Origin of the sequence: Paraplanobispora siamensis (assembly GCF_016863175.1) — a bacterium.
GTDB lineage: Bacteria > Actinomycetota > Actinomycetes > Streptosporangiales > Streptosporangiaceae > Planobispora > Planobispora siamensis.
The window spans coordinates 68813-90349 of sequence record NZ_BOOJ01000055.1; the positions used below are offsets into that span (position 1 = coordinate 68813).

At 73.4% G+C, this 21537-nt stretch carries 28 protein-coding genes and 1 tRNA gene; 18 read left to right on the forward strand and 11 right to left on the reverse strand.

Annotation, left to right across the window (positions count from 1 at the left end; all coding sequences use genetic code 11):
• Positions 1 to 135: 135 nt before the first annotated feature.
• Positions 136 to 1122, reverse strand: coding sequence for a selenide, water dikinase SelD (gene selD, locus Psi01_RS31555; RefSeq protein WP_204067776.1), 987 nt, complete (start codon positions 1120 to 1122; stop codon positions 136 to 138).
• Positions 1123 to 1589: 467 nt separating this feature from the next.
• Between selD and Psi01_RS31560 the strand changes: the two genes are divergently transcribed.
• From Psi01_RS31560 to Psi01_RS31595, 8 genes are all read left to right on the forward strand, one after another.
• A complete protein-coding gene (locus Psi01_RS31560) occupies positions 1590 to 2294 on the forward strand; it encodes a hypothetical protein (RefSeq protein ID WP_204067777.1) in 705 nt (234 codons plus the stop codon).
• A gap of 3 nt (positions 2295 to 2297) precedes the next feature.
• Positions 2298 to 2789 (forward strand): hypothetical protein, encoded by a 492-nt coding sequence (locus Psi01_RS31565; protein ID WP_204067778.1) that lies wholly within the window; start codon positions 2298 to 2300, stop codon positions 2787 to 2789.
• The gene (locus Psi01_RS31570; RefSeq protein ID WP_204067779.1) at positions 2786 to 3277 is read left to right on the forward strand and encodes a twin-arginine translocation signal domain-containing protein; all 492 of its coding nucleotides are present in this window, start codon (positions 2786 to 2788) and stop codon (positions 3275 to 3277) included. Before Psi01_RS31565 ends, Psi01_RS31570 begins: the two co-directional genes overlap by 4 nt.
• Before the next feature lie 3 nt (positions 3278 to 3280).
• Positions 3281 to 3424 carry a hypothetical protein gene (locus Psi01_RS31575; RefSeq protein WP_203872914.1) on the forward strand — a complete coding sequence of 48 codons (144 nt, stop codon included), beginning with the start codon at positions 3281 to 3283 and terminating at the stop codon, positions 3422 to 3424.
• Positions 3425 to 3547: 123 nt separating this feature from the next.
• A complete protein-coding gene (locus Psi01_RS31580; protein WP_204067780.1) occupies positions 3548 to 3988 on the forward strand; it encodes a hypothetical protein in 441 nt (146 codons plus the stop codon).
• On the forward strand, positions 3985 to 4368 hold the full coding sequence (locus Psi01_RS31585) for a MauE/DoxX family redox-associated membrane protein (RefSeq protein WP_204067781.1): 384 nt from the start codon (positions 3985 to 3987) through the stop codon (positions 4366 to 4368). The genes Psi01_RS31580 and Psi01_RS31585 overlap by 4 nt, the downstream gene beginning before the upstream one ends.
• Positions 4369 to 4450: 82 nt before the next feature.
• Positions 4451 to 4960 (forward strand): SigE family RNA polymerase sigma factor, encoded by a 510-nt coding sequence (locus Psi01_RS31590; protein WP_204067782.1) that lies wholly within the window; start codon positions 4451 to 4453, stop codon positions 4958 to 4960.
• Entirely contained in the window at positions 4957 to 6129 is a 1173-nt protein-coding gene (locus tag Psi01_RS31595; protein ID WP_204067783.1) for a TolB-like translocation protein, read from the forward strand. The genes Psi01_RS31590 and Psi01_RS31595 overlap by 4 nt, the downstream gene beginning before the upstream one ends.
• 13 nt (positions 6130 to 6142) lie before the next feature.
• Here the strand turns inward: Psi01_RS31595 and Psi01_RS31600 are convergent.
• The 3 genes from Psi01_RS31600 to selA form a co-directional block, all read right to left on the reverse strand.
• Positions 6143 to 6238, reverse strand: a tRNA-Sec gene (locus Psi01_RS31600).
• An 88-nt stretch (positions 6239 to 6326) separates the two neighbouring features.
• Entirely contained in the window at positions 6327 to 8117 is a 1791-nt protein-coding gene (locus tag Psi01_RS31605; protein ID WP_204067784.1) for a selenocysteine-specific translation elongation factor, read from the reverse strand.
• Positions 8108 to 9415 (reverse strand): L-seryl-tRNA(Sec) selenium transferase, encoded by a 1308-nt coding sequence (gene selA, locus Psi01_RS31610; RefSeq protein ID WP_204067785.1) that lies wholly within the window; start codon positions 9413 to 9415, stop codon positions 8108 to 8110. Before selA ends, Psi01_RS31605 begins: the two co-directional genes overlap by 10 nt.
• A gap of 164 nt (positions 9416 to 9579) precedes the next feature.
• Between selA and Psi01_RS31615 the strand changes: the two genes are divergently transcribed.
• Positions 9580 to 9834, forward strand: a complete 255-nt coding sequence (locus Psi01_RS31615) for a hypothetical protein (RefSeq protein WP_204067786.1) — start codon at positions 9580 to 9582, stop codon at positions 9832 to 9834.
• 6 nt (positions 9835 to 9840) lie between these two features.
• On the opposite strand, the gene Psi01_RS31620 is transcribed toward Psi01_RS31615, so the two are convergent.
• Complete coding sequence (locus Psi01_RS31620) at positions 9841 to 10485, reverse strand: DUF2238 domain-containing protein (protein WP_204067787.1); 645 nt, start codon at positions 10483 to 10485, stop codon at positions 9841 to 9843.
• A 118-nt stretch (positions 10486 to 10603) separates the two neighbouring features.
• On the opposite strand from Psi01_RS31620, the gene Psi01_RS31625 reads away from it, so the two are divergent.
• From Psi01_RS31625 to Psi01_RS31650, 6 genes are all read left to right on the forward strand, one after another.
• Entirely contained in the window at positions 10604 to 10963 is a 360-nt protein-coding gene (locus Psi01_RS31625; RefSeq protein WP_204067788.1) for a hypothetical protein, read from the forward strand.
• Positions 10964 to 11036: 73 nt separating this feature from the next.
• Complete coding sequence (locus tag Psi01_RS31630) at positions 11037 to 11429, forward strand: nuclear transport factor 2 family protein (RefSeq protein ID WP_204067789.1); 393 nt, start codon at positions 11037 to 11039, stop codon at positions 11427 to 11429.
• A 138-nt stretch (positions 11430 to 11567) separates the two neighbouring features.
• Positions 11568 to 12329: a 3-oxoacyl-ACP reductase FabG gene (gene fabG / locus Psi01_RS31635; protein ID WP_204067790.1), complete on the forward strand. Its 762-nt coding sequence runs from the start codon at positions 11568 to 11570 to the stop codon at positions 12327 to 12329.
• A gap of 145 nt (positions 12330 to 12474) precedes the next feature.
• Positions 12475 to 13527: a LacI family DNA-binding transcriptional regulator gene (locus Psi01_RS31640; protein ID WP_204067791.1), complete on the forward strand. Its 1053-nt coding sequence runs from the start codon at positions 12475 to 12477 to the stop codon at positions 13525 to 13527.
• Between the two features lie 70 nt (positions 13528 to 13597).
• Entirely contained in the window at positions 13598 to 14497 is a 900-nt protein-coding gene (locus Psi01_RS31645; protein WP_204067792.1) for an arylamine N-acetyltransferase family protein, read from the forward strand.
• Positions 14498 to 14940: 443 nt separating this feature from the next.
• Entirely contained in the window at positions 14941 to 15213 is a 273-nt protein-coding gene (locus Psi01_RS31650) for a hypothetical protein (protein ID WP_204067793.1), read from the forward strand.
• 78 nt (positions 15214 to 15291) lie between these two features.
• Here the strand turns inward: Psi01_RS31650 and Psi01_RS31655 are convergent, their stop codons facing one another.
• Positions 15292 to 15849 carry a TetR/AcrR family transcriptional regulator gene (locus tag Psi01_RS31655; protein WP_204067794.1) on the reverse strand — a complete coding sequence of 186 codons (558 nt, stop codon included), beginning with the start codon at positions 15847 to 15849 and terminating at the stop codon, positions 15292 to 15294.
• 77 nt (positions 15850 to 15926) lie between these two features.
• Here Psi01_RS31655 and Psi01_RS31660 point away from each other — a divergent pair, with 77 nt between their 5' ends.
• Entirely contained in the window at positions 15927 to 16676 is a 750-nt protein-coding gene (locus tag Psi01_RS31660; RefSeq protein WP_204067795.1) for an SDR family NAD(P)-dependent oxidoreductase, read from the forward strand.
• Positions 16677 to 16732: 56 nt separating this feature from the next.
• Here Psi01_RS31660 and Psi01_RS31665 read toward each other — a convergent pair whose 3' ends face one another.
• The 3 genes from Psi01_RS31665 to Psi01_RS31675 all read right to left on the reverse strand — a co-directional run bounded on the left by Psi01_RS31665 (position 16733) and on the right by Psi01_RS31675 (position 18134).
• A complete protein-coding gene (locus Psi01_RS31665; protein ID WP_204067796.1) occupies positions 16733 to 16984 on the reverse strand; it encodes a type B 50S ribosomal protein L31 in 252 nt (83 codons plus the stop codon).
• 4 nt (positions 16985 to 16988) lie between these two features.
• On the reverse strand, positions 16989 to 17153 hold the full coding sequence (rpmG, locus tag Psi01_RS31670; RefSeq protein WP_204067797.1) for a 50S ribosomal protein L33: 165 nt from the start codon (positions 17151 to 17153) through the stop codon (positions 16989 to 16991).
• 84 nt (positions 17154 to 17237) lie between these two features.
• Positions 17238 to 18134, reverse strand: coding sequence for a LysR family transcriptional regulator (locus Psi01_RS31675; protein ID WP_204067798.1), 897 nt, complete (start codon positions 18132 to 18134; stop codon positions 17238 to 17240).
• A gap of 120 nt (positions 18135 to 18254) precedes the next feature.
• Here Psi01_RS31675 and Psi01_RS31680 point away from each other — a divergent pair, with 120 nt between their 5' ends.
• Positions 18255 to 18740, forward strand: coding sequence for a nuclear transport factor 2 family protein (locus Psi01_RS31680; RefSeq protein WP_204067799.1), 486 nt, complete (start codon positions 18255 to 18257; stop codon positions 18738 to 18740).
• An 8-nt stretch (positions 18741 to 18748) separates the two neighbouring features.
• Here Psi01_RS31680 and Psi01_RS31685 read toward each other — a convergent pair whose 3' ends face one another.
• Both Psi01_RS31685 and Psi01_RS31690 read right to left on the reverse strand, forming a co-directional pair.
• The gene (locus tag Psi01_RS31685; protein WP_204067800.1) at positions 18749 to 19504 is read right to left on the reverse strand and encodes a ZIP family metal transporter; all 756 of its coding nucleotides are present in this window, start codon (positions 19502 to 19504) and stop codon (positions 18749 to 18751) included.
• Between the two features lie 101 nt (positions 19505 to 19605).
• The gene (locus Psi01_RS31690; RefSeq protein WP_204067801.1) at positions 19606 to 20586 is read right to left on the reverse strand and encodes an aldo/keto reductase; all 981 of its coding nucleotides are present in this window, start codon (positions 20584 to 20586) and stop codon (positions 19606 to 19608) included.
• 62 nt (positions 20587 to 20648) lie between these two features.
• Here Psi01_RS31690 and Psi01_RS31695 point away from each other — a divergent pair, with 62 nt between their 5' ends.
• Positions 20649 to 21527, forward strand: coding sequence for a LysR family transcriptional regulator (locus Psi01_RS31695; RefSeq protein ID WP_275424619.1), 879 nt, complete (start codon positions 20649 to 20651; stop codon positions 21525 to 21527).
• The last annotated feature ends 10 nt before the right edge of the window (positions 21528 to 21537 follow it).

Consider the following 21537-nt stretch of genomic DNA (forward strand, 5'->3'; position numbering starts at 1 on the left):
GGCGAATCGATCTACCGGCCACACTCGTCGGTGAATGGTGCTGACCGCAGAATCCACCGAACGGTTGATGCCGCCGGGAGGCCGTACTGTGCTCTCCCTCCTGCGCTCTCCCCTCCTGCGGCGTCCGGGGGCCGTTCACCGCAGGAAGAGCACCGCGTCCCCGCGCGGGACCAGCTCCCCGATCACCGGCGCGCCCGGGATCTCCCCGGCCAGCAGCAGCCCGCCGGAGGTCTGCGCGTCGGCGAGCAGCAGCCGGGTCTCCTCATCCGCCCGGCCGAAGTCGGTGTGCGGGGCGACCCAGTCGAGGTTGCGCCGCGTCCCGCCCGGCACGTACCCGTCGCGCACGGCCTCACGGGCGCCCGCCAGGTACGGCACGGCCGCCGTGTCGATCACCGCCGACACCCCGGACGCCCGGGCCAGCTTGTACAGGTGGCCGAGCAGCCCGAACCCGGTGACGTCGGTGGCGCACCGCACGCCCGCCGCCACGGCGGCCCGGCTCGCCTCGGCGTTCAGCCGGGTCATCACCTCGACGGCCTCCTTGAACACCTCGCCCGTCGCCTTGTGCCGGTTGTTGAGCACCCCCAGACCGAGCGGCTCGGTGAGCGTCAGCGGCAGGCCGGCCTCTCCCCGGTCGTTGCGCAGCAGCCGCTGCGGGTCGGCGATCCCGGTCACCGCCATGCCGTACTTGGGTTCGGCGTCGTTGACGGTGTGCCCGCCCGCCAGGTGGCATCCGGCCTCGGCCGCGATCGCCGCGCCGCCGCTCAGCACCTGCCGGGCGATCTCGTACGGCAGGACCTCCCGGGGCCAGCAGAGCAGGTTGACCCCGATCAGCGGCCGCCCGCCCATCGCGTACACGTCCGACAGCGCGTTGGCCGCCGCGATCCGCCCCCAGTCGTAGGGGTCGTCCACCACGGGCGTGAAGAAGTCGGCGGTGGCCACCACGGCCGTGCCGCCCTCGATCCGGACCACGGCCGCGTCGTCGCCCGTCTCCAGGCCCACCAGGAGGTCGCCCGCCGTCCGCTCCGGCAGCGGAGCGCCCAGCCCGGTGAGCACCTCCTCCAGCTCCCCGGGCGGGATCTTGCAGGCGCAACCGCCGCCCCGGGCGTACTGCGTCAGCCGCATCGTCGTCCCCCTGCTCCTCGAATGACGTCACGGGCGCGCGGCGCGGACGCATTCTGATCCGGGCCGTTTTCCCGAGTGCGCGGGAATGGCATTCTTCGCCATCGGAACAGCATGATCAAGTGCTGTCACCGGCCGATCGCATTCAGCGACAGTCACCTACCGCAGCCAGACAACGGCCGATCGCGCAGAATTCACCGGCCCCGGTCGGGCAGGTGGGATTTCCCGATTTCCCTCTTGCGTGTGCGCGCTCCCACAATCAACCATGGGGAGGCTTTACACGGGGCGCGAACACGGGGCGGGGTCGACGGGGAATCTTTTCAGCATGCTCTTCCGTGCTGCTCGGCATGCCTTTCGTTCATCTCTGCGCTGCGACTCCCCGTGTCGTTTCCGCCATGGGATGAAGGGCGAACGGAATGGTACAAACATCAACTGTCCGCGCGATAGACAATTCTTTGGTCACTCTCGATTTGGACGGAGTGACCGCCGAGGAACTGCACTCCTGGACCGGGCACATCCGCTATACCCCGCGATACGGCGCCCGCGGAAACACCGCCGACATCTGGGCGATGGAACTGGCGCCCAAGAGCTCGCTGGCCGCCGGAGTGAATTCGGTCCGCGGCACGGAGCGGGAGCGTTTCGCCTACAACGGGGGCGAGGTCGTCATCTACGACTGCGGTGACATCCCCGACGCCAGGTGGGCGGCCTGGGTGGGTCCGTGGAACATCGCGCACGGCATGTTCTACGCGCCGCAGTGGGAGGCCAACGACGTCCTTCAGGTCCTGTCCCGGGTCCGGTGGACCGACACGCCCGAGGGGCTGACCGCCTCCGCCGGGCGGCGGTTCAACCTCCAGCTGATGCAGTACTTCCTGCCCGTGGCGGGGGTGGGCACCCTGCAGGTCGAGCCGAAGGTCATGACCTCCACCCCGGTGCCGGGCTGGCGGGGGCTGTCCACCCCGGCCGGTGAGATCTGGCGGATGACCAGCTCCGAGGGGCCGAAGTACGAGTCGCTCGTGCTGGCCACCGAGAGCGCGGTGGTCACGCTCGACCCGTGGGCCGTACCGCGCAAGGGGCAGCAGGGACAGCCGCAGGCCCGGTCGGCGCAGGGGGACGACGCGCTGGGAGTCGCGGCCGACTTCCTGTCCCGGGTCAAGAGCGCCCGCTGGGGAGCGTGAGGGGTGGAGCCGACCACCGCCGCGCTCGTCATCCTCTTCGTGCTGGTGGCCCTGCTCGCGGCGGCCGGGGCCGGGCTGTTCCGCCGGGTCAGGGAGCTGGAGCTGGCCACCTACAACGGCGTGGGGGTGCAGCTGCCGCCGGAGAGCCTGTCCATCCGGCGCGCGGGCGCCACCACCCTCGTGGCCAAGATCAACCGCCGCTGTCCCATCTGCGACGACGTCGTGGAGGCCATCGCCAAGCTGGCTCCGGAGCTGCCCGGCGACGTGGACTTCGCCGTCGTCTCCGACGACCCCGCCTTCGACAAGGCGCTGCCGGAGAACGTCCGGGTCATCACCGACGCGAAGGTCTGGAACTCGATCAACGTGCCCTACACGCCCGCCCTGCTGGTCGTCGACGAGCACGGCACGGTCGTCTTCACCACCCCCGCGGGTTCGGGGGAGGCCGTGGCCACCCTCGTCGAACGCGCCGCCGCCAGAAAGGAAGACTCCCTGTGACGGACATCCTCAGCCGCATCCCCAGCGGCGACACGATGCCGGAGAACGCCGAACCCAGCCGCCTGATCCCGAGGGAGCCCGGCCGCCTGAGCCGCCGCAGGCTCCTGGGCACCGTCGCCGGCGTCACCGTCGCCGCCGGTCTGGGGGCGCTGGACCTGCTGCCGTGGTCCAAGCCGAAGGCCGCCGCCGCCCTGACCCAGTGGGGAATGGGAGACTGCCGCGGCTACTTCGACTCCACCACCGTCTGCGTGCCCAGCAACTCCCTGTTCAGCGGCAACTGCTCGGGCAGCTGGCACAAGGACCAGGGCGGCTCGGGCACCTGCTACAACTTCCGCTACCGCCCGAAGCCCACCGCCTGCGACGGCAGGAACGCCTGGCGCTGGACCGGCCGTACCGCCCGGCGCAAGTGCTCGGACGGCCACTACGAGTACCACGACTGCGGCGGCGGCAACATCTCCCGCTGGTCCATCTGCCGGACCGCGATCTGATCGATGACCGCAGCCACTCGCCTGCTCGTCCCGGGGCTGACGGCCGTCGTCGTGGCCGAGATCGCCGCCCTGTGGCACGGTCCCGGCGGCTTCGTCTGGCTCACCGCCGCGCTGGTGGCCGGGTTCTCCCTGTCCGGCTCGGTTTGAAGCCTCAACAGCGCCTGGGTGCTGTCCTCGTCGGTCCGGCGAGGTTCTGACGCGGCCGGCTTCATCACCGGTCTTTTCCTCGGGGCGCTGCCGACCGCGCTCGCTTTCACGATCGTCGGTTCGGTGCTCCGTGTCCCGCTGCCCGAACCCGCCCGCCAGATCCTGGCCGGGCTGGCGGCGGCGGTGTTCCTCCTGCGGGAGTTCGGCGTGCTGAAGTTCCCGCTCCTGCAGAACGCCCGGCTGGTGCCGCAGTTCGTGGCGCTGACCCCCTTCTGGGGATCGGTGCAGTTCGGCATGGAGATGGGCACCGGTATGCGCACCTACTCGCCCACCGGTCTTCCGCACATCACGGCGCTCTGCCTGCTCCTGCTCGGCTCGTGGTCCGACGCCCTCATGGCGGGCGCCGGGTTCGCGCTGGGCCGGGCGCTGATGCTCCTGACCTTCCTGCTCGCCCGGGACAAGATGGCGGCGGACAAGGCCTTCGACTTCGCTCTCCCGGAGATCAAGCCGCTGTTCGTCCTCGCCTTCGTCCCCCTGCTGCTCGTCATGGTGGTCCTGCGGTGATCGCGCTCCTCGCCCGGTACGGCCTGGCCGTCCTGCTCGCCCTAGCCGTGGCGGGCAAGGCACGGCGCTTCACCGCGTTCCGCCGCTCCCTGGGCCGCTACGGGCTGTACGGCCCGGCGGCCCGGGCGGGCGCCTCCACGGTCGTCGCCGTGGAGGCGCTCGCGGTGGCGCTGGCCGTCTCCCCCGCGCCCGCCGTACTGGTGGGGGCGGTGGGGACGGTCCTCGGCACGGTGTTCACCGGCCTGCAGTCCTTCCTGCTGGCCACCGGGGACCGGGCTCCCTGCCTGTGCTTCGGCACCGAGGCCCCCGTCTCGGCCGCCTCCTTCGCGCAGGCGGCCGCGGTGCTGCTGGCCGGGCTGCTCCTGCTCTTCTCGGTGTGAAGTTCCCGTCCCGGGACCCCAACCTTCCGCACACCCGCGTCGGTTTACCCGGGTGAGAACATCCACGAGGTGAGGGGCGTCCGTGACAGATCCTGACGGGTTCCACGAGTTCGTGGCCGCTCGCGGCCCCGCGCTGTCGCGGACCGCCTACCTGCTCACCGGCGACCACCACACGGCCGCCGACCTGCTGCAGGAGGCGCTGACCAGGACGGTCGGGCACTGGCGCAGGGTCTCGGCCGGCGGCAACCCCGAGGCCTACGTCCGCACCGTCATGCTCAACCAGCTGCGGAGCTGGCGCAGGCCGCGCCGCCTGAGGTTCCTCACCGCCGCCGAGGTGCCCGAGCCCGCGACGGCCGACGGTTCGGGCGACAGCGATCGCAAGGTCATGCTCGTCCGCGCGCTGGCCGTACTGTCGCCTCGCCAGAGAGCCGTGCTCTATCTGCGCTTCTACGAGGACCTCCCGCAGGAGCAGATCGCCGCCCGGCTGAACTGCTCGCCCGGCACGGTCAAGCGGCACCTCCACGATGCTCTCGCCCGGCTGCGCAAGGTCTCGCCGGAACTGCTCGGGACGGCCGAGGAGACGCAGCCGTGAACACCGGACCACAGGAGGGGAGCCGTTCCATGCAGGACCCGGAGGACAGGGAGGCCGAGGTGCTCCGCACCGCGTACGGCGAGCTGGAGCGGGAGGCACGCGACTACGCCGACCCGGTGCGGGCCGTCACCGCGGCCCGGCGCCGCAGGGCCGGGCGCACGGCGGCGGGCGCCGTCCTGGCCGCGGCCGCGGTGGCGGGGGTGGTGGGGCTGGCGGGCTATGGGCCGTGGGCGCCGGGGGAGACCGGACCGGCCACCGGCGCGACGGCCTCCGCGACGGCCTCGGTGACAGCCTCCGTGACCACCGGGCCCACGGCCGGGCCGATCACCGTCAGACCGCCGGCGAGCGCGCCGCCGCTTCCCGAGGGGGGCGCCGGCGCCGCCGGGCTGCTGATCTACACGAGCTGCGTGAACGACTGCCCGACCTATCTGCTGACCGCCGACGGCCGCCAGTATCTGCTGGGCGGGAAGACCGCTCCGCCGCCGGGCAACCTGACCCTCTCGCCCGACGGCCGCTGGCTCGGCCGGCCGACCGGCACCGGCTACGAGCTGCGCGATCTGGTCGGCGGCGCCGTCCACACGGTCGACGCGCCGCGCGACGGCGCACCGGGCGCCGTCTACAGCCCGTGGACGTGGTCGGCCGACGGGCGGCGGCTCGTGCTCGGCCACCACGCCAGCGGTGAGGTGGGGTCCTACGCCGAGGTGAACCTGGCCGACGGCCGTACCACCGCCCTCACCCCGGACCCGGGCTTCGAACCGGTCGGCATGCTCACCTCCGGTGAGCCGCTGCTGTTCGAGGAGAGCCGGTACGGCGAGCGGGCCACCCGCGTCGCGCTGGCCGCCGGCACGCCGGGGCGGCGGATCACGCTGGACGCCGGTTCCACCCCGCTGGTCTCCGCGGACGGCGGCCCGTCGATCCAGGTGAGGGGAGAACGGATCTACGCCGTGGCGCCGGACCTCACGGCGGTCGTGGTCTTCGGCGCCGACGGCGGGGAGCTGGCCCGGCTGCGGCTCAAGCCGGGCGAGACGCCGCTCGCGCCCGAGGGGGACGGCTTCGCCGTACTGACCGGATCGCGGCTGGAGCGGTGGACCGCCTCGGGGAGCCGGACGCCGCTGTACGACCTGCCGCAGGAGGCGCTGACCGTGCTGCCCGGCCAGGCCAGGCACTGAGATCGCGGAGGACTGGCGGAGGCGGACGGGAATCGAACCCGCCGCGCCGAGATGCTCGGCGCCACCGGTTTTGAAGACCGGGAGGGCCACCAGGCACCTGCACGCCTCCGTTGATCACCCTAGTGCCGCGGGGATCCCGGCCGGAAACCCGGACGCGTTCACACCCGGCGGATCACCGGCCGTTCAGGCCCGGTGGATCACTCCCGTCCGGCTCCGCGGGTCACCTCCCGCAGGGAGTCGGTGGTCCTGCGAGTACGGCCCAGCCGGTCCAGATGTTCCAGCAGCGGGATCGTCACCCGGCGGGTGGAGTTCAGCGCCTGCCTGGCCTGCGCCGCGGTGAACGGCTGCGGCAGCGCCGCGAGGATCTCCACCGCCCGGTCGGCGCAGCCGGGGGCCAGGACGACGCCGGGCGCGATCCGCACCAGCCGGCCGGCCGTCTCGGCCGCCGCCAGATCCCCGGGCCGCAGCCCGAGCCCGGCCAGGCGCTCGGCCGTGGGCGCCGCGAAAGGCTCCCGTTCCAGCTCCGCGGTGAGCGTCTCCAAAGCGCGGGCGAGCCTCGGGGGCAGTTCGGGGGCCGCCGCGCTCAGCCGCCCCCGCACCCGGGACAGCCCCGTCCCGGCGGCCAGCGCGTCCACCAGGGAACGGTCCGGCAGCTCCAGCGCCTGCCGGACGGCCTCCGCCGGCAGCCCGGGATCGTGCGGATGCTCCGCGGCCCGTGCCGTCACGACCCGTACGAGCCGGTCACGCAGGGCGTCCCAGCGTCCGGGGTCGGCCAGCCACTCCCCCGCCGCCAGTGCGGACTCCGGCGGATCGGCACCCATCGCGACGAGCTCCGCGCGCCGTACCAGACCGCGCCGCCGCAGTTCCGCCGTCCCGTCCGGCACCCCGTCCATGCTCCGCAGCTCCTGCGCCCGGGCCGCGGCCGCACCCCGCCGCCGCAGTTCGGGCGGGCGGACGTCGAGCACGGTGGCGCCCCACACCCGGCGGCTGCCGGGGTCGCGCAGCAGCGCGCGGTCGCCGATGCGCAGGGGCAGCTCCCGCGCCAGGGTGATCCTGGCGGTGTCGTCGCCCAGACGCCTGACCCGGGCCGGTACGGCGGCCGCTCCCTGGTGCCAGACCGCCTCCCGGGCGGGAGGCCGCGGCGGCGCGGAACCACCGTGCCGGGCCGCCTGCCGCCAGGTCCCGCCGGGAGGACGCAACCGCACGTCCACCACCGCGGACGGCAGCCAGCGGTCGGGCGTGACCAGCACCGTCCCGCGCCGGATCCCGGAGGCGGCCGCGCCGCGGAGGTTGACCGCGACCCTCGCCGGGCCCGAGACCTCCTCACGCGGGGTCCCCAGGCTGTGCAGCCCCCGGACCCGGACCGGCTCGCCGTCGGCCAGGAGGGTGTCGCCGACCCGGACGGTCCCCTCGCCCAGGGTCGCGGTGGCCACCGTCCCCCTGCCCTCGGCGGTGAACACCCTGTCGGCCCAGATCCGCGTGCCGGCCGCGGGGTCGGGCTCCGGCATCGCCCCGGCCAGCTCAGTCAGCACAGCGCGCAGCCGCGGCAGCCCCTCACCGCTGAGCGCGCTGACCGCCGGCGCGGGCACGCCCTCCAGGCCGGTGCCGGCCAGCCTCTCCCGCGCCTCGGCCAGCGCGCGGTCCGGGCCTGCCAGGTCGCAGCGGGTGACGACGAGCAGACCGTGGCGGATGCCGAGGGCGTCGACGATGTCCAGGTGCTCCTGCGTCTGCACGCGCCAGCCCTCGTCGGCCGCGACGACGAGCATCACCGCCGGGACCGGGCCCACCCCGGCGAGCATGTTGGTGACGAACCGCTCGTGGCCCGGCACGTCCACGAAGGCCGTGTCACCGGTCCAGACGAACCCGAGGTCGATGGTCAGCCCCCTGCGGCGCTCCTCCTCCCACCGGTCGGGCTCCATCCCGGTCAGCGCCCGCAGCAGCGTGGACTTGCCGTGGTCCACGTGTCCCGCGGTGGCGATCACCTGCATGCGGCGACCACCACGGCGAACAGCTCGTCGTCGCCCGTCTCCGCCACGGTTCTCAGGTCCAGCAGGCACCGGCCGTGCTCGACCCGGCCGAGCACGGCCGGGTCGCCCTCGCGCAGCGGCCCGGCCAGCGCCTCGTCGAGTGCGACGGCCGCACTGGCCAGCGTGACCCCGGGCGCGCTCCCGCCGCCGACCCTGGCCTCGCTGTCCACGGCGGACGCGGGGATCCCCGCGTCCGTGAGCCGGGCCGCCAGCGCCCGCGCCCGCCGCCGCAGCCGTACGGGGTCGGCGTGCAGCGCGTCGGCGACGGGATGGCCTCCGGCCGTGAGAGCGGTGAGCGTGGCCTCCAGCGCGGCGAGGGTGAGCTTGTCCACCCGCAGCGCCCGGGCCAGCGGGTGGCGGCGCAGCCGCTCCACCAGGTCCGCCCGACCCAGCAGCAGGCCGCACTGCGGGCCGCCGAGGAGCTTGTCCCCGCTCGCGGTCACCAGGTCGGCGCCCTCCTTCAGCCAGGTCGCCGCGTCGGGTTCGTCCGGCAGCAGGGGTTCGGGGCGCAGCAGGCCGGACCCGGCGTCGGCCACCAGCGGCAGTCCCGCCTCCCGGCAGACCCCGGCGAGCTCCGCGATGCCGGGCGTGCCCGCGAAGCCCTCGATCCGGTAGTTGGAGGGGTGCACCTTCAGCACGAACCCGGTCTCCGGGCCGATGGCCGCCGCGTAGTCGTCCACGCTCGTGCGGTTGGTCGTGCCCACCTCGCGCAGTCGCGCCCCGGTGGAGACCAGCAGGTCGGGCAGGCGGAAACCGTCGCCTATCTCGACCATCTCCCCCCGGCTGATGACGATCTCCTTACCTCCGGCGAACGCGGTGGCGGCCAGGACCAGCGCCGCGGCGTTGTTGTTGACCAGGTGGACGGCCCCGGCCCCGGGCACCGCGGCCGCCAGCGCCGCCAGCGCCGTACGGCCGCGCCGTCCCCGGCGGCCGGTGGCCAGGTCGAGCTCGACGTCGGTGGTGCCCGCGGCGACCGCCAGCGCCTCGACCGCCGCGGCGGGCAGCGGAGCCCGGCCCAGGTTCGTGTGCAGCAGGACCCCGGTGGCGTTGACGACCCTGCGCGGCCCCGTCCCGGCCAGCGCGGCCAGGGCCGCCGCCGGCACGTCATCGGGGGTGATCACGCCCTCGCGGGCCAGCCGCTGCGCCTCGTTGACGGCCGCCTTCACCCGCGCACGCCCGAACTTCGTGAGCGGCGCGGTGAAATCCGGATCCGCCAGGACCGCGTCCGTACGCGGGATGAGCCGCCGTATGTCGGTCATGTGATCAATTATCGGAGTTTTCACCCGGGTCGCGGATCATGGATCGCCCACATCGGCGCGACGGCACCGGAGCGGGCCATAAAAAATCTTGGAAGTCGGTGTAACCATCCGCCCTGATCGCCCCTCTTATCTGACGAACCCACCCGAACAGAACGGAAACGACAATGAGCGAGTTCTACGTCACCACCACCGACTACGTCGACTACGACGGCGACGGCGGCACCGACGCCCAGCTGATCGACACCGACGGCGACTACGTGGCCGACGAGGAGCGCTACGACACCGACGGCGACGGCGTCACCGACGTGGTCTACCTCGACCACAACGGCGACGGCTACGCCGACGAGATCCGCGTCGACCTCAACGGCGACGGCGTCTCCGACTACACCGAGTACCAGGGTCCGTTCCCGACCGCCTGATCCCGATCAGGCTGAGCCACTCGGAGCGGGGGTCCCGAGGCGGGCGAGCTGCCGGTCGTGCAGACGGCCGAACAGCAGCAGGGAAGCGATCGCGCCGATGAGGGCGCAGGCCATGTCCCACTGGGTGTCCCACTGGTCGCCCTGCACCGCCAGAAAGGCGTCGGCGGCCTCCCCCACGGCCAGCGCCGACCACCACTCCAGCATCTCGAAGAACGCGCTGAAGGCCAGGCACACGCAGACCGTCAGCGGCGCCAGCCAGGCGCTGCCGCGCAGCGGCGAGGTCCGCACCAGCACCTCGCGCATCAGGATGGCGGGCACGAAGCCCTGGAACAGATGGCCGATGCGGTCATAGGGATTGCGCGACAGCTCCAGCACGTCCTGCAGCCAGTGACCCATCGGGACCCGGGCGTAGGTGTAGTGCCCGCCGACGATCAGCACCAGCGCGTGCACGGCCAGCAGGCAGCACGTCAGCGAGGTCAGCGGGAAACGCCGCCAGAACACCGCCGCCAGCGGCAGCCCGGCGATCACCCAGAAGACCTCCAGCACCCAGGTGAACCTGTCGTACGGCCGCAGCCCCGAGACCACCAGGGCGACGAGCACCAGCACGGCCAGCACCACGGGCAACCGCCGTACGGCAGACGTACGGGTCATCACTCAACCTCCCGGACGTCGGATGACGGTACGGTACGGCACCGCGCCCGGATCATCACGGTGCCACCGCCGGGACCGGTGAGATGCCAGACTTGCCGGTGAGCATCGGAGGCGGCAGGTGATCGGCAAAGAACCTCGGCGGTTCGCGCCGGGACGGGCGTGGCGCCGCCGGTCGGCGCTCGTTCCGGTCGTCACCTCGGTCGTCGCCCTGATCGTCACCTCGGTCGTCGCCCTGGTCGTCGCCTCGGTCTTCGCGGTCGCCGTGCACCTGACCGGCCGCGACGGCGCGGAGGAGGTGAGCCGGCCCGCCGCCACGCCGGCGGAGGAGTCCGACCCGCCGGACGCCCTGATCACCGACAGGGAGCAGGTCATCGATCTCGCCACCCTCGGCCCGGACTCCCCGCCGGAGCACAGGGAGTTCCTCGAGGACCTCCGCCGGAACGGCCTCCTGGAGGAGGGGCCGCCGAGCGGGGAATGACCACGCCGCCGGGTGCGGGGATCGGGCTCGTTAGAATCCCAATCCCCGAATCTGGCTCGCTTTGGAGGCCGGCATGCCGGACGTCATCGACAGTTTCTACACCGCCGCCCAGCAGGGGGACGGTGCCGGGATCCTGGCCCTGCTCCATCCGGAGTTCGAGGCGCACACCGCGCCCGGCCTGCCGTGCGGGGCCGGTGGCGTGTTCCACGGGCCGCGCGAGACGCTCACCCGCGTCTGGGGCGCGATCTTCGCCGAGTACGACACGGCACCGTACGCCGAGAGCCGGCACGAGACCACGGACGGGACGACCGTCGTCACCGGAAAGTACCGCGGTACGGCGCGGGCCAGCGGGCGCGCCTACGAAGCCGAGTTCGTCCACCTGTGGCGGGTCACCGACGGCCGGATCTCCTGGCTGCACCAGTACACCGACACGGCGCGCTGGCACGAGGCCCTGACCGGCCGGTGAGCCGGTCCCGGCCGTCTTGAGCCCCCCGGCGCCGGACTCGGTGGAGCGGACGGTCCTCCTCCGTGCGATCGTTGCCTCGTTCCCCCGGCACACCAGTTTCCCCGGCACACCAGCTTCCCCGGCACACCAGGAGGTTCCATGACCCAGCAGGAATCCCGTACCGCCGTCGTCACCGGCGCGGCGCGGGGCATCGGCGCCGCGACCGCCAGGCGGCTGGCCGGTGACGGCTTCGCCGTGGCCGTCCTCGACCTGAACGCCGACGCCTGCGCGCCGGTCGTCGAGGAGATCGTCTCCGCGGGCGGGCGGGCCCTGGCCGTCGGCGCGGACGTCTCCGACGAGCAGTCCGTGGCCGAGGCGGTGGCGCGCGTGGCGGGCGAGCTCGGCGCGCCGACCGTGCTGGTCAACAACGCCGGCATCATCCGCGACAACCTGCTGTTCAAGATGAGCACCGACGACTGGGACGCGGTCATGGGGGTGCACCTGCGCGGGGCGTTCCTGATGAGCCGGGCCGTCCAGAAGTTCATGACCGAGGCCCGCTGGGGCCGGATCGTCAACCTGTCCAGCACCTCGGCGCTGGGCAACCGCGGCCAGGCCAACTACGCGGCCGCCAAGGCGGGCCTGCAGGGCTTCACCAAGACCCTCGCCCTGGAACTGGGCAAGTTCGGCGTCACCGTCAACGCCATCGCCCCCGGCTTCATCGAGACCGAGATGACCGCGGCCACCGCCGAGCGCCTGGGCGTGCCGTTCGAGGACTTCAAGGCCGCCGCCGCCGCCCAGATCCCGGTGCAGCGGACCGGCCGTCCCGAGGACATCGCGCACACCGTGTCGTTCTTCGTCAGCGAGGGCGCCGGGTTCGTCTCCGGCCAGGTCATCTACGTGGCCGGAGGCCCGCGCGCCTGACCGGGACCCCTGGTCGCGTTCTCCCGCGCCCGGTCCGCCGTGACCGGGCGCGGAAAGCGCATCCTCCCGAACGCCGAGCCGGCATTGGACGCGATCTCCGGGCGTTGGCTACACTCGTGTTAATCGATTAACACGAGGGATCACCATGAGCGAGCAGCCGACCCTCAAGTCGGTGGCCGCGGCGGCGGGCGTCTCCACGGCCGCGGTGTCCTACGCCTTCAACCGGCCGGACCGCCTGTCCACCCGGGTGCGGGAGCACATCCTCGCCGTCGCCCGCGAGCTGGGATACCCGGGGCCGGACGCGGCGGCGCGCTCGCTGCGGACGCGCCGGGCCGGCGCCATCGGCGTCATCTTCACCGTCGGCCTGTCCTACGCCTTCTCCGACCCGTACGTGCTGGCCATGCTCAGCGGCCTGACCGAGGTCACCGAGCGGACCCGGACCGGTCTCGTGCTGATCCCATTCGACCTGACCACGACCGGCCTCGGCGAGGACGAGGTACGGCACTCGCTGGACGCGGTGCACCGGGCCGTCATCGACGGCGCCGTCGCGGACGGCCTCCCCGACGACCACCCGGCCGTGCTGGCGCTGGCGGCCAGGAAGATCCCGCTCGTACGGTCGTCGGAGACCGCCTCCGGGCGGTGCGTGGTCATCGACGACCGGGAGGCGGGCCGGGAGATCGGCCGGCACCTGGCCGCCCTGGGCCACCGGGACGTCGCCATGGTGGTGGCCTACCCGGAGCCGCCGGGCGTGGCGGTGCCCGTCGTGGACGAAGCCGCGCTGTATCCGTACTCCCGGCTGCGGCTGGCCGGGGTCCGGGAGGGGCTGGGCCCGCACGCCCGGGTGCGGGTGGTCAGCGCCGGCCGCAACGCCCAGGAGTCCGGACGGGTCGCCGCGGCCTCGGCCCTCGGCGGCCCCGACGTCCCCTCGGCCGTCGCCGCCGACAGCGACGTGCTGGCCGCCGGTGTGCTCGACGCGGTACGGCTGCGCGGGCTCGAACCGGGGCGCGACGTCTCGGTCACCGGGTTCGACGACGTGCCGGCGGCCGAGCCCGCCGGACTCACCACGATCCGCCAGCCGATCCGGGACAGGGGCAGGCTGATGGGCCGCATGCTCCTCGATCCCGGGTTCACCGCACGGCGGGTGGTGCTGCCCGCCGAGCTCGTCGTGCGCTCCAGCACGGGACCCGCACCCCGATGACCGTCCCCCGCCCGCCACATCCTTCAGAACCCCTCAGAAAGGTCCACACCCTCAGGAAAGGACATCCGGCATGCCGAACGATCTTCTGACCGATCCCGCGGACCAGGCCCGGCCCGACACCGGCGAATGGCGCACCGACCGGCTCGACCTCGACGCCTACCTGCGGCGCGTCGGCCATACGGGCCCGCTCGCGCCCGACGAGGAGACCCTGACCGCGCTGCACCGGGCGCACCTGGCCGCCATCCCGTTCGAGAACCTGGACGTCATGCTGGGCCGGGGCGTCTCGGTCGACCTCGACGACGTCCAGGCCAAGCTGGTCGCCCGCGGCCGGGGCGGCTACTGCTACGAGCACGGGGTCCTGTTCGGCGCCGTCCTGTCGCGGATCGGCTTCTGGGTGGACCGGATCCTGGCCCGCACCGGCGACCCGGCGGAGCAGCCGCGGCCGCGCTCGCACATGGTGCTGCTCGTCGGCGCCGGTGAGCGGCGATGGCTCGCCGACGTCGGGTTCGGCTCGGGCCTCCTGGCTCCGCTCCCCCTGGCCGCCGCCGGCCCGCGACGGCAGGGGGCCTGGCAGTACGAACTGGTCCGGGGCCGGGACGGGGCCTGGCGGCTGCGGGAGCACGACGGCCAGCGCTGGGCCGCGATCCAGACCTTCACCGAGGAGCCCCAGTACCTCGTGGACGTCGAGGTCGCCAACTACAACACCGCGACGAACCCGCACTCGCCGTTCGTCCAGCGGCCCATCGTCGTGCGCAAGGACGACACGTCGGTACGGCGGCTCCTCGGCCGCGAGTTCAGCGTCGAGCGGCCCGGCCACCCGGTGGTGCAGCGAACGCTGACCGACGACGAGTTCGCCGACAGGCTGCGCGCCGAGTTCGGCGCGGCCCTGTCGCCCGGGGAGATCGCGGCGCTCGTCGCCACGCTCCCTCCCGCCGACGGCCTGCCGGCCGCCCCGCACGGGAGTGGGTGACGGGGCTGCTGTTGACCCCGTGAGCGGTCATCGCACAGACCACGACACAACCGGACGGTTGCGTCCGGTTGAGGGGAGGGCAGCCCCGCGCCGGCGTCCGGGACTCCGCCGAGGAGGCCCTGCGGTACATGGACGAGGTCATCGGCGACGTCGGACCGGCCTCCTCGCCCGAGCACAGGAGGGCCTTCGTCCACACCGTCCCCGAGGTCGTGGCCTTCCTCGGCCGCCGCGGCGTCCGGTGGCGAGGTCCCCCGGCTATCCCGACTACTACCCGGACCGCCCGGGCGGCAAGGTGGGCCGCCCGATCGAGGTCGCGCCGTTCGACGCCAGGCGGCTCGGCGACTGGTACGCCACCAAGCGCGCCGAGGAGAGCGGCATCCCGGGCCGCTCCTCCGCTCCCGAGGGCGACCTGGGCACGGCCATCGAGCGACGTCGCCGGCCCGATGTGGCTGATCAGCGACGCCAGGCACGCGCGGCGCTATCTCAACACCGCCCACCTCGGCCGCAAGAAGGAGTGGGTGCGCGCGGGCCTGCTCGCCGAGGCCCCCTCCCCGCACGGGCTGGCGGAGGAGATCGGCGTCGAGCCGGGGCGGCTGGCGGCCACCGTGGAGCGGTTCAACGGCTTCGCCCGCACCGGCGTCGACGAGGACTTCGGCCGCGGCCGTACCGTCTACGACTTCGGCTATCGCGCCGCGCGGCACGCCGCGGCCCGGTGAGCGAAGACGACGGCGCGGGACGGGATCCGGCCGCGGGATGACCCCGGCCGGCCTCCCGTCAGGACCGGGAGAGCGGGATCAGGCCTCGATCCCGTGGCGGAGCAGCCTCCACATCCGCCCGGTGGTCTCGGTGCGCTCGGACGCCGGAAGGTTGGACAGCAGGACGGCCACCATGCCGACGGCCAGGACCAGGTCGTCGGCCGTGATGTCCGGGCGGACGCGGCCGGTGCGCCGGGCCTCGGGGAGCACGCTCTCCAGCACCCGCGCCACCCGGTCGCGCACCTCGACGATGCGGGGGTCGGGGCGCGGGGGCACGCTGACCATGGTGATGAACGCGGTCGAGGCGACGGTCTGCTCGGTGATCAGGTTCAGCACGTCGTCGAGCGTGGTGCCGGGCCTGGCCGCCAGCGCCTCCAGGTCGGCGACGCTGTCCTCGAACACCGCCAGCGCCAGGCTGACCCGGTCGGGGAAGTGCCGGTAGAGGCTGCCCTGCCCCACCCCGGCCGCCCGCGCGACCTCGGTGAGCGGGGCGTTGTATCCGGCCGTGGCGAAGGCCTCACGGGCCGCCGTGATCAGTGCCGCCCGGTTCTCCGCCGCGGCACGCGGTCCTCTGTTGGGTCGACGCACGGCAGTCACAGCGGCTATGTTAACAACCGGACGTTATCGTCCGGTTGCCCGGCGGGCGGCAGCGCCCCGACCGAAAGGATCACTTCGTGACCTCCTTCGACACCAAGGTCTGCCTCGTCACCGGCGCGGGCTCGGGCATCGGCCGGGCGATGGCCCTGGCCTTCGCCAAGGCCGGCGCCCGCGTCGTGGTCTGCGACATCGACGCCGGCAGCGCCGGGCGCACCGCCGCCGAGATCGGGGACGCGGCCGTCGCCGCCGCCGCGGACGTCTCCGACGAGGCGTCGGTGGCCGCGCTGGCGGAGACCGCGATCGAGGCCTGCGGCCGCGTCGACGTGCTGTGCAACAACGCCGGGATCATGGACACCATGGCGCTGCCCGCCGACATCACCGTCGAGCAGTGGGAGCGGGTGCTGCGCGTCAACCTGACCGGCACCTTCCTGGTCACCCACGCGGTGCTGCCGCACATGCTCAGCCAGGGCGGCGGCGCGATCGTCAACACCGCCTCCGAGGCCGGCATCCGCGGCGGCGCGGCCGGGGCCGCCTACACCGCTTCCAAGCACGGCGTGGTCGGCCTGACCAAGAGCGTGGCCTGGGCGTACGCCAAGGACGGCATCCGCTGCAACGCCATCCTGCCCGGCCCGACCATGACCAACATCGCCGACGGCACCGCCTTCGACCCGGCCGGCGCCGCCCGGCTGGGTCCGGTGCTCGCCCTCGGCGAGCGCCTGGCCCAGCCCGAGCAGATGGCCGAGGCCGCCCTCTTCCTCGCCTCCGACGCCGCCTCCTTCGTCAACGGCGCCATCGTGCCTGTGGACGGCGGCTGGTCGGCGGCCTGACGACCGGCCGGTGGCTCACCGGCCCGACGACCGGCCGCGCGCACCGGCGCCGGGGCCTACCGGCCCGCCCGGCCGTACCGCTGCTTGAAGCGCTCGACGCGGCCGGCGCTGTCGAGCACCCTGTTGCGGCCGGTGTAGAAGGGGTGGCTCGCCGAGGAGACGTCGACGTCGACCACCGGATAGACGGCTCCGTCCCCCCACTCGACCGTCTTGGCGCTGCCGATCGTCGAGCGGGTGAGGAAGGCGGTGCCCGCGCTCGGGTCGCGGAACACCACGGGACGGTAGTCGGGGTGGATGCCCTTCTTCATGGGGTCATCGCTCCTCTCGGAACGGCACGTGCAGGCGGATGATCGGGTCGTACTTGCTGAGGGTGAGCCGGTCCGGAGTGGTGCGCCGGTTCTTCCTCGTCACATAGGAGTAGCCGGTGCCCGCGCTCGACCTGAGCTTGATCACGGGCCGGAGTTCGTTTCTCGCCATCGGATTCCTCTCGAGTCGGCAGACCGCACAACACGGTGGCAATGGTTTTCATTCCATGCCCGAGACCCTCCGGACCGCACGGCCTCAGCGGTGCTCGTGGACCAGGTCGTAGGCGGCCTGGGCGAAGGCCCGGACCCGGGCGGTGGCCGCGTCCGCCCGCCACAGCAGCCCCCACTCCAGGGGCGGGGCGTCCTCGAAGGGGACGTAGACGACATCGGGGCGGGCGTAGTAGCGCCTGGCCTGGGCACCCATCGGGAAGACGCCCTGTCCGGCGCCGACGAGGGTGAGGATCTCCTGGAAGGTCGCGCCCGCGGGACCGGCCGCGACCGGCCGTCCCGACGGGGTCCGCGGCGGGGTGTACGCGGCGCGGAAGGCTTCGGGCAGCGTGTCCGGCAGCTGGAGCATCGTGACGCCCGCCAGGTCGTCGAGCGAGACCGACGACCGGCGGGCGAAGGGGTGCCCCGGCGGCACGGCCAGCATGCGCGCCTCCCGCACCAGCACCGGCCCGCTGATAATGCCGGGTTCGGGCATCGGGACGTGGGTCAGGACGAGGTCCGCCTCGCCGTCCCGCAGCCACGGCACGACCTGACCGAGCTGCGCCTCCCGGAGCCTGACCGCGCAGCCCGGCCACCGGTCCCGCATCAGCTCGCCCGCGCCGACCAGCAACTGGCCCGCCGCCGCGCCGGTGAAGGCGGCCTCCAGCGTGCCGGTGATCCCCCGGCCGGCGTCGACGGCCCGCTCGAACGCGACGCCGATCCGGGTCCAGGCGGGCCGTACCTCCTCGTACAGCTGCCGCCCCACCGCCGACAGCTCCACCCGGCGGCTGGTGCGGTCGAACAGCGGGACGCCGACGCGCCGCTCCAGCTTGGCGATCGTCTGGCTGATCCGGGAGGTGGAGACATGCAGCCGCTCGGCGGTCCGGCCGAAGTGCAGTTCCTCGGCCAGCGTCAGGAACGCCTCCAGCTCGTGCCTGTCGAACATGCCACCTCCATCGTTGAGCGAGGCTTCACGATCCTTGCACAGACGCCCGTTGATCACGGGTGCGGCCGGGACGAGGGTGGAGGGGCTCGCAGAAACCATCCGACACGCGCGGGAGCCATCATGCACAGGATCGACGCAGAGGCCGTCGCCCGGGAGCTCAGGGACCGTACGGAGATCGTCGACGCGCTGTACCGCTTCGGGCTCGGCCAGGACCTCGGGGACCGGCGCCTGTTCGCCTCGGCCTTCGCCGCCGACGCCGAGCTGGACTTCCGTCCGGCCGCCGCCAGGTGGGGATCCGAACCGCCGGTGATGACGGGTCGGGAGACGATCGTCTCCACCATCCTGGAGTTGTTCGCCGGCCGGGTCGCCACCACCCACCAGGTCACCAACCCGCGCGTCGTGATCGAGGGCGACACCGCCCGCCTCACCGCGCTGGTCGAGGCGCAGCACCTGCTGACCGCCGACCACGGCACGCACGCCCTGCTGAAGAACCTCTACGACGTCGGCCTCGTCCGCGACGGCGACCGCTGGGTCATCCGCCGCCTGCGCATCGAGAACGTCTGGTTCACCGGCGACCCCGTCGCGATCTTCAACGCTCCGGGCTGAGCGGCCGGCTACCCGCTGAGACGGTCGACGGCGAAGGCCAGCAGGAACCCGACGGAGGTGATGAGCCCGGTGAAGATATGGGTGCGCTCGAACGCCTCGGGGATCATCGTGTCGGCGATCATGGTGAGGATGGCGCCGGCGGCCACGGCGGTGATGACCGCGATGGTGGCCGGCGAGGCGTCTTGGAGGGCGACGTAGCCGATGACGGCCGCCAGCGCGCTCGCCAGCGCGATCCCGCCCCAGACGCCGAAGACGTACCGGGCCCCGCGCCCGGCCCGTTTCATGCCCGCGGCGCTGGAGAGCCCCTCCGGGACGTTGGAGATGAAGACGGCGACCAGGACCGCGACGCCGACGCCCTCCCCGCTCAGCAGCGACAGGCCCAGGACCACCGACTCGGGCACCCCGTCGAGCAGGGCGCCGACGGCGATGGCCAGGCCGCTGCCCTCGACGCCGCTCTCGCTCGCCTGCTGGCCGCCGGAGCGCTTGCGGTGCCGGGCGCCGTGACGGGCGAGCACGAGATTGGCCGTGATGTACGCCCCGGCCCCGGCCAGGAAGCCGATCGATGTGGGGCCCAGCCCTCCGGTGCGTTCGGCCTCGTCGACCAGGTCGAACGCCAGCGCCGAGATCAGCACGCCGGCGCCGAAGGCCATCACCCCGGCGACCACGCGGGCCGGCACACGCACCAGCCAGGCGATCCCGGCTCCGAGGACCAGGGCCCCACCGGCGACGAGGCCCCACAGTCCCGCCTGCAGCCACTGCGGCACAGCGGTCTCCCCATTCTCATGGCACTGCTCTCACGGCCGCCGTGTCAGCGCCCGCCGTCGCCCCCTTCCTTCCCTCTCCGTGTCCCTCACAACGGCATCCCTCACAACAACGTCCCCCCGGAGACCTCGAACCCGGCGAGGGCCTGGTCGATCCGGGCGAGGGTGTCGCCGTGCAGGGCGAAGCCGGCCGCCGCCGCGTTCTCCCGGATGTGGTCGGGGGTACGGCTGCCGGGGATCGCCACGACGTGCTCGTCCTGGTGGAGCAGCCAGGCCAGGGCGAGCTGGGCGGGAGTGATCCCCAGGTCGACCGCCAGGTCGCGGATCGGGGCGTAGCGGTCGTTGTTGGCCGCGAGGTTCCCGGCGGAGAAGCGCGGCGCGTTGTGCCGGAAGTCGCCCTCGCCCAGGGACCGCACGGACCCGGTGAGGAACCCGTTGCCCAGCGGGCTCCAGGCGACGACGCCCACACCCAGCTCGCGGGCGGCGGCGAGCAGCCCGGCGTCGATCGGCCGCCACATCGACCACTCGTTCTGCACCGCCGTGATCGGGTGCACCGCGTGCGCCCGGCGCAGCTGCTCCGCGGTCACGTTGGACAGCCCGAGGTGCCTGACCAGGCCGTCGTCCACCAGCGCGGCCATCGCCCCGACGGTCTCCTCGATCGGCACGCCGGGGTCCGGATAGTGCGCGTAGTACAGGTCGATCACGTCGATCCCCAGGTTGGCCAGGCTCCGCTCCGCGTAGCGGCGCACCAGCCGCGCCTCGCCGTTCACCCGCAGCTCGCCGAAGGAGTACCCGACGGGGAAGGACCTGGCGCTCTCCCCCTCCGGTACGGCCAGGCCGAACTTCGTCGCGACGACCACCTCCTCCCGCCGCCCCCTGACGGCCCGGCCGACCAGGCGCTCGTTGTGCCCGTCCGCGCCGTAGGCGTCGCTGGTGTCCACGTGGACGGCGCCCGCGTCGAGCGCCGCGCCGATCGCCCGTTCGGCCCGGTCGTCGTCGATGTCGCCGTACATGCCCGGCGAGAGCACCATGGCGCCGAATCCGATCGCCGGGACCTTCAGGTTTCCGAGTTCGCGTGTCCTCATGCCCTCGATCATGTGACCCGTACGGCCTTGCCGTCCAAGACCCCTTGCGATAACCAATGGTTATGGACGTGCACCTGCGCGAGCTGCGCTACTTCGTCGCCGTGGCCGAGGAGCTCAACGTCACGCGCGCCGCCCGGCGGCTGTTCGTGTCGCAGCCCGCGCTGTCCAAGCAGCTCGGCGCGCTGGAGCGGCAGCTCGGCTTCCCGCTCTTCACCCGGGTGCACGGCGGGATGGTGCTCACCGAGCAGGGGCGGGCGCTGCTGCCCGCCGCCCGCGAGCTGCTGGAGCGGTGGGGCGCCGGGATCGAGGCCGCGCGGGCGGCCGCGCCCAGCGGCACCCTGGTCGTCGGCATGCAGACCGCCGTCGGCAGGGGGATCCAGCAGGACGCGCTGCGGAGGTTCCGGGCGGCCATGCCGGGATGGGAGATCTCCCTGAGGCTGGTCGGCTGGACCGACCCGAGCGGGGGACTGGCCGACGGCACCTCCGACGTGGCCTTCGTCTGGCTGCCCGCGGCGCCCGGCCTGCGGGCCCGCGTGCTGTCCGTCGAGCGCAGGCTCGTCGCCCTGCCCGAGTCCCACCCGCTGGCGGGCAGGCGGGAGCTGTCCTTCGGCGAGCTGCGGGACGAGCCGTTCATCGCGTTGCCGGCGGAGGCCGGGCCGCTGCGGGACTTCTGGCTGGCGCGGGAGGCCAGGGACGACGATCCGGTGGTCGGGGCCACGACGAGCACCGCGGACGAGACCTTCGAGGCGATCACCAGCGGCCTCGGTGTGGCGCTGATCGCCGAGGGCAACGCCTCCCTCTACACGCGACCGGGTGTGGTGTACCGGCCGGTGCGCGGGCTGGCCCCGGCCGAGCTGGCCATCGCCTGGCGGCGCGACGACCGCCGCCCCCAGGTGCGGGCCTTCCTGGACGCCCTTCCCGCGGCCGGCGCCCTCCCATGACCGGAGCCCT

Coding starts and splice junctions, on each gene's coding strand:
- selD (WP_204067776.1), bottom strand. CDS start 1,122: ATGCGGCTGACGCAGTACGCCCGGGGCGGCGGTTGCGCCTGCAAGATC.
- Psi01_RS31575 (WP_203872914.1), top strand. CDS start 3,281: ATGACCGCAGCCACTCGCCTGCTCGTCCCGGGGCTGACGGCCGTCGTC.
- Psi01_RS31605 (WP_204067784.1), bottom strand. CDS start 8,117: ATGCAGGTGATCGCCACCGCGGGACACGTGGACCACGGCAAGTCCACG.
- selA (WP_204067785.1), bottom strand. CDS start 9,415: ATGACCGACATACGGCGGCTCATCCCGCGTACGGACGCGGTCCTGGCG.
- Psi01_RS31615 (WP_204067786.1), top strand. CDS start 9,580: ATGAGCGAGTTCTACGTCACCACCACCGACTACGTCGACTACGACGGC.
- Psi01_RS31620 (WP_204067787.1), bottom strand. CDS start 10,485: ATGACCCGTACGTCTGCCGTACGGCGGTTGCCCGTGGTGCTGGCCGTG.
- Psi01_RS31630 (WP_204067789.1), top strand. CDS start 11,037: ATGCCGGACGTCATCGACAGTTTCTACACCGCCGCCCAGCAGGGGGAC.
- fabG (WP_204067790.1), top strand. CDS start 11,568: ATGACCCAGCAGGAATCCCGTACCGCCGTCGTCACCGGCGCGGCGCGG.
- Psi01_RS31640 (WP_204067791.1), top strand. CDS start 12,475: ATGAGCGAGCAGCCGACCCTCAAGTCGGTGGCCGCGGCGGCGGGCGTC.
- Psi01_RS31645 (WP_204067792.1), top strand. CDS start 13,598: ATGCCGAACGATCTTCTGACCGATCCCGCGGACCAGGCCCGGCCCGAC.
- Psi01_RS31650 (WP_204067793.1), top strand. CDS start 14,941: ATGTGGCTGATCAGCGACGCCAGGCACGCGCGGCGCTATCTCAACACC.
- Psi01_RS31665 (WP_204067796.1), bottom strand. CDS start 16,984: ATGAAGAAGGGCATCCACCCCGACTACCGTCCCGTGGTGTTCCGCGAC.
- rpmG (WP_204067797.1), bottom strand. CDS start 17,153: ATGGCGAGAAACGAACTCCGGCCCGTGATCAAGCTCAGGTCGAGCGCG.
- Psi01_RS31675 (WP_204067798.1), bottom strand. CDS start 18,134: ATGTTCGACAGGCACGAGCTGGAGGCGTTCCTGACGCTGGCCGAGGAA.
- Psi01_RS31680 (WP_204067799.1), top strand. CDS start 18,255: ATGCACAGGATCGACGCAGAGGCCGTCGCCCGGGAGCTCAGGGACCGT.
- Psi01_RS31690 (WP_204067801.1), bottom strand. CDS start 20,586: ATGAGGACACGCGAACTCGGAAACCTGAAGGTCCCGGCGATCGGATTC.
- Psi01_RS31695 (WP_275424619.1), top strand. CDS start 20,649: ATGGACGTGCACCTGCGCGAGCTGCGCTACTTCGTCGCCGTGGCCGAG.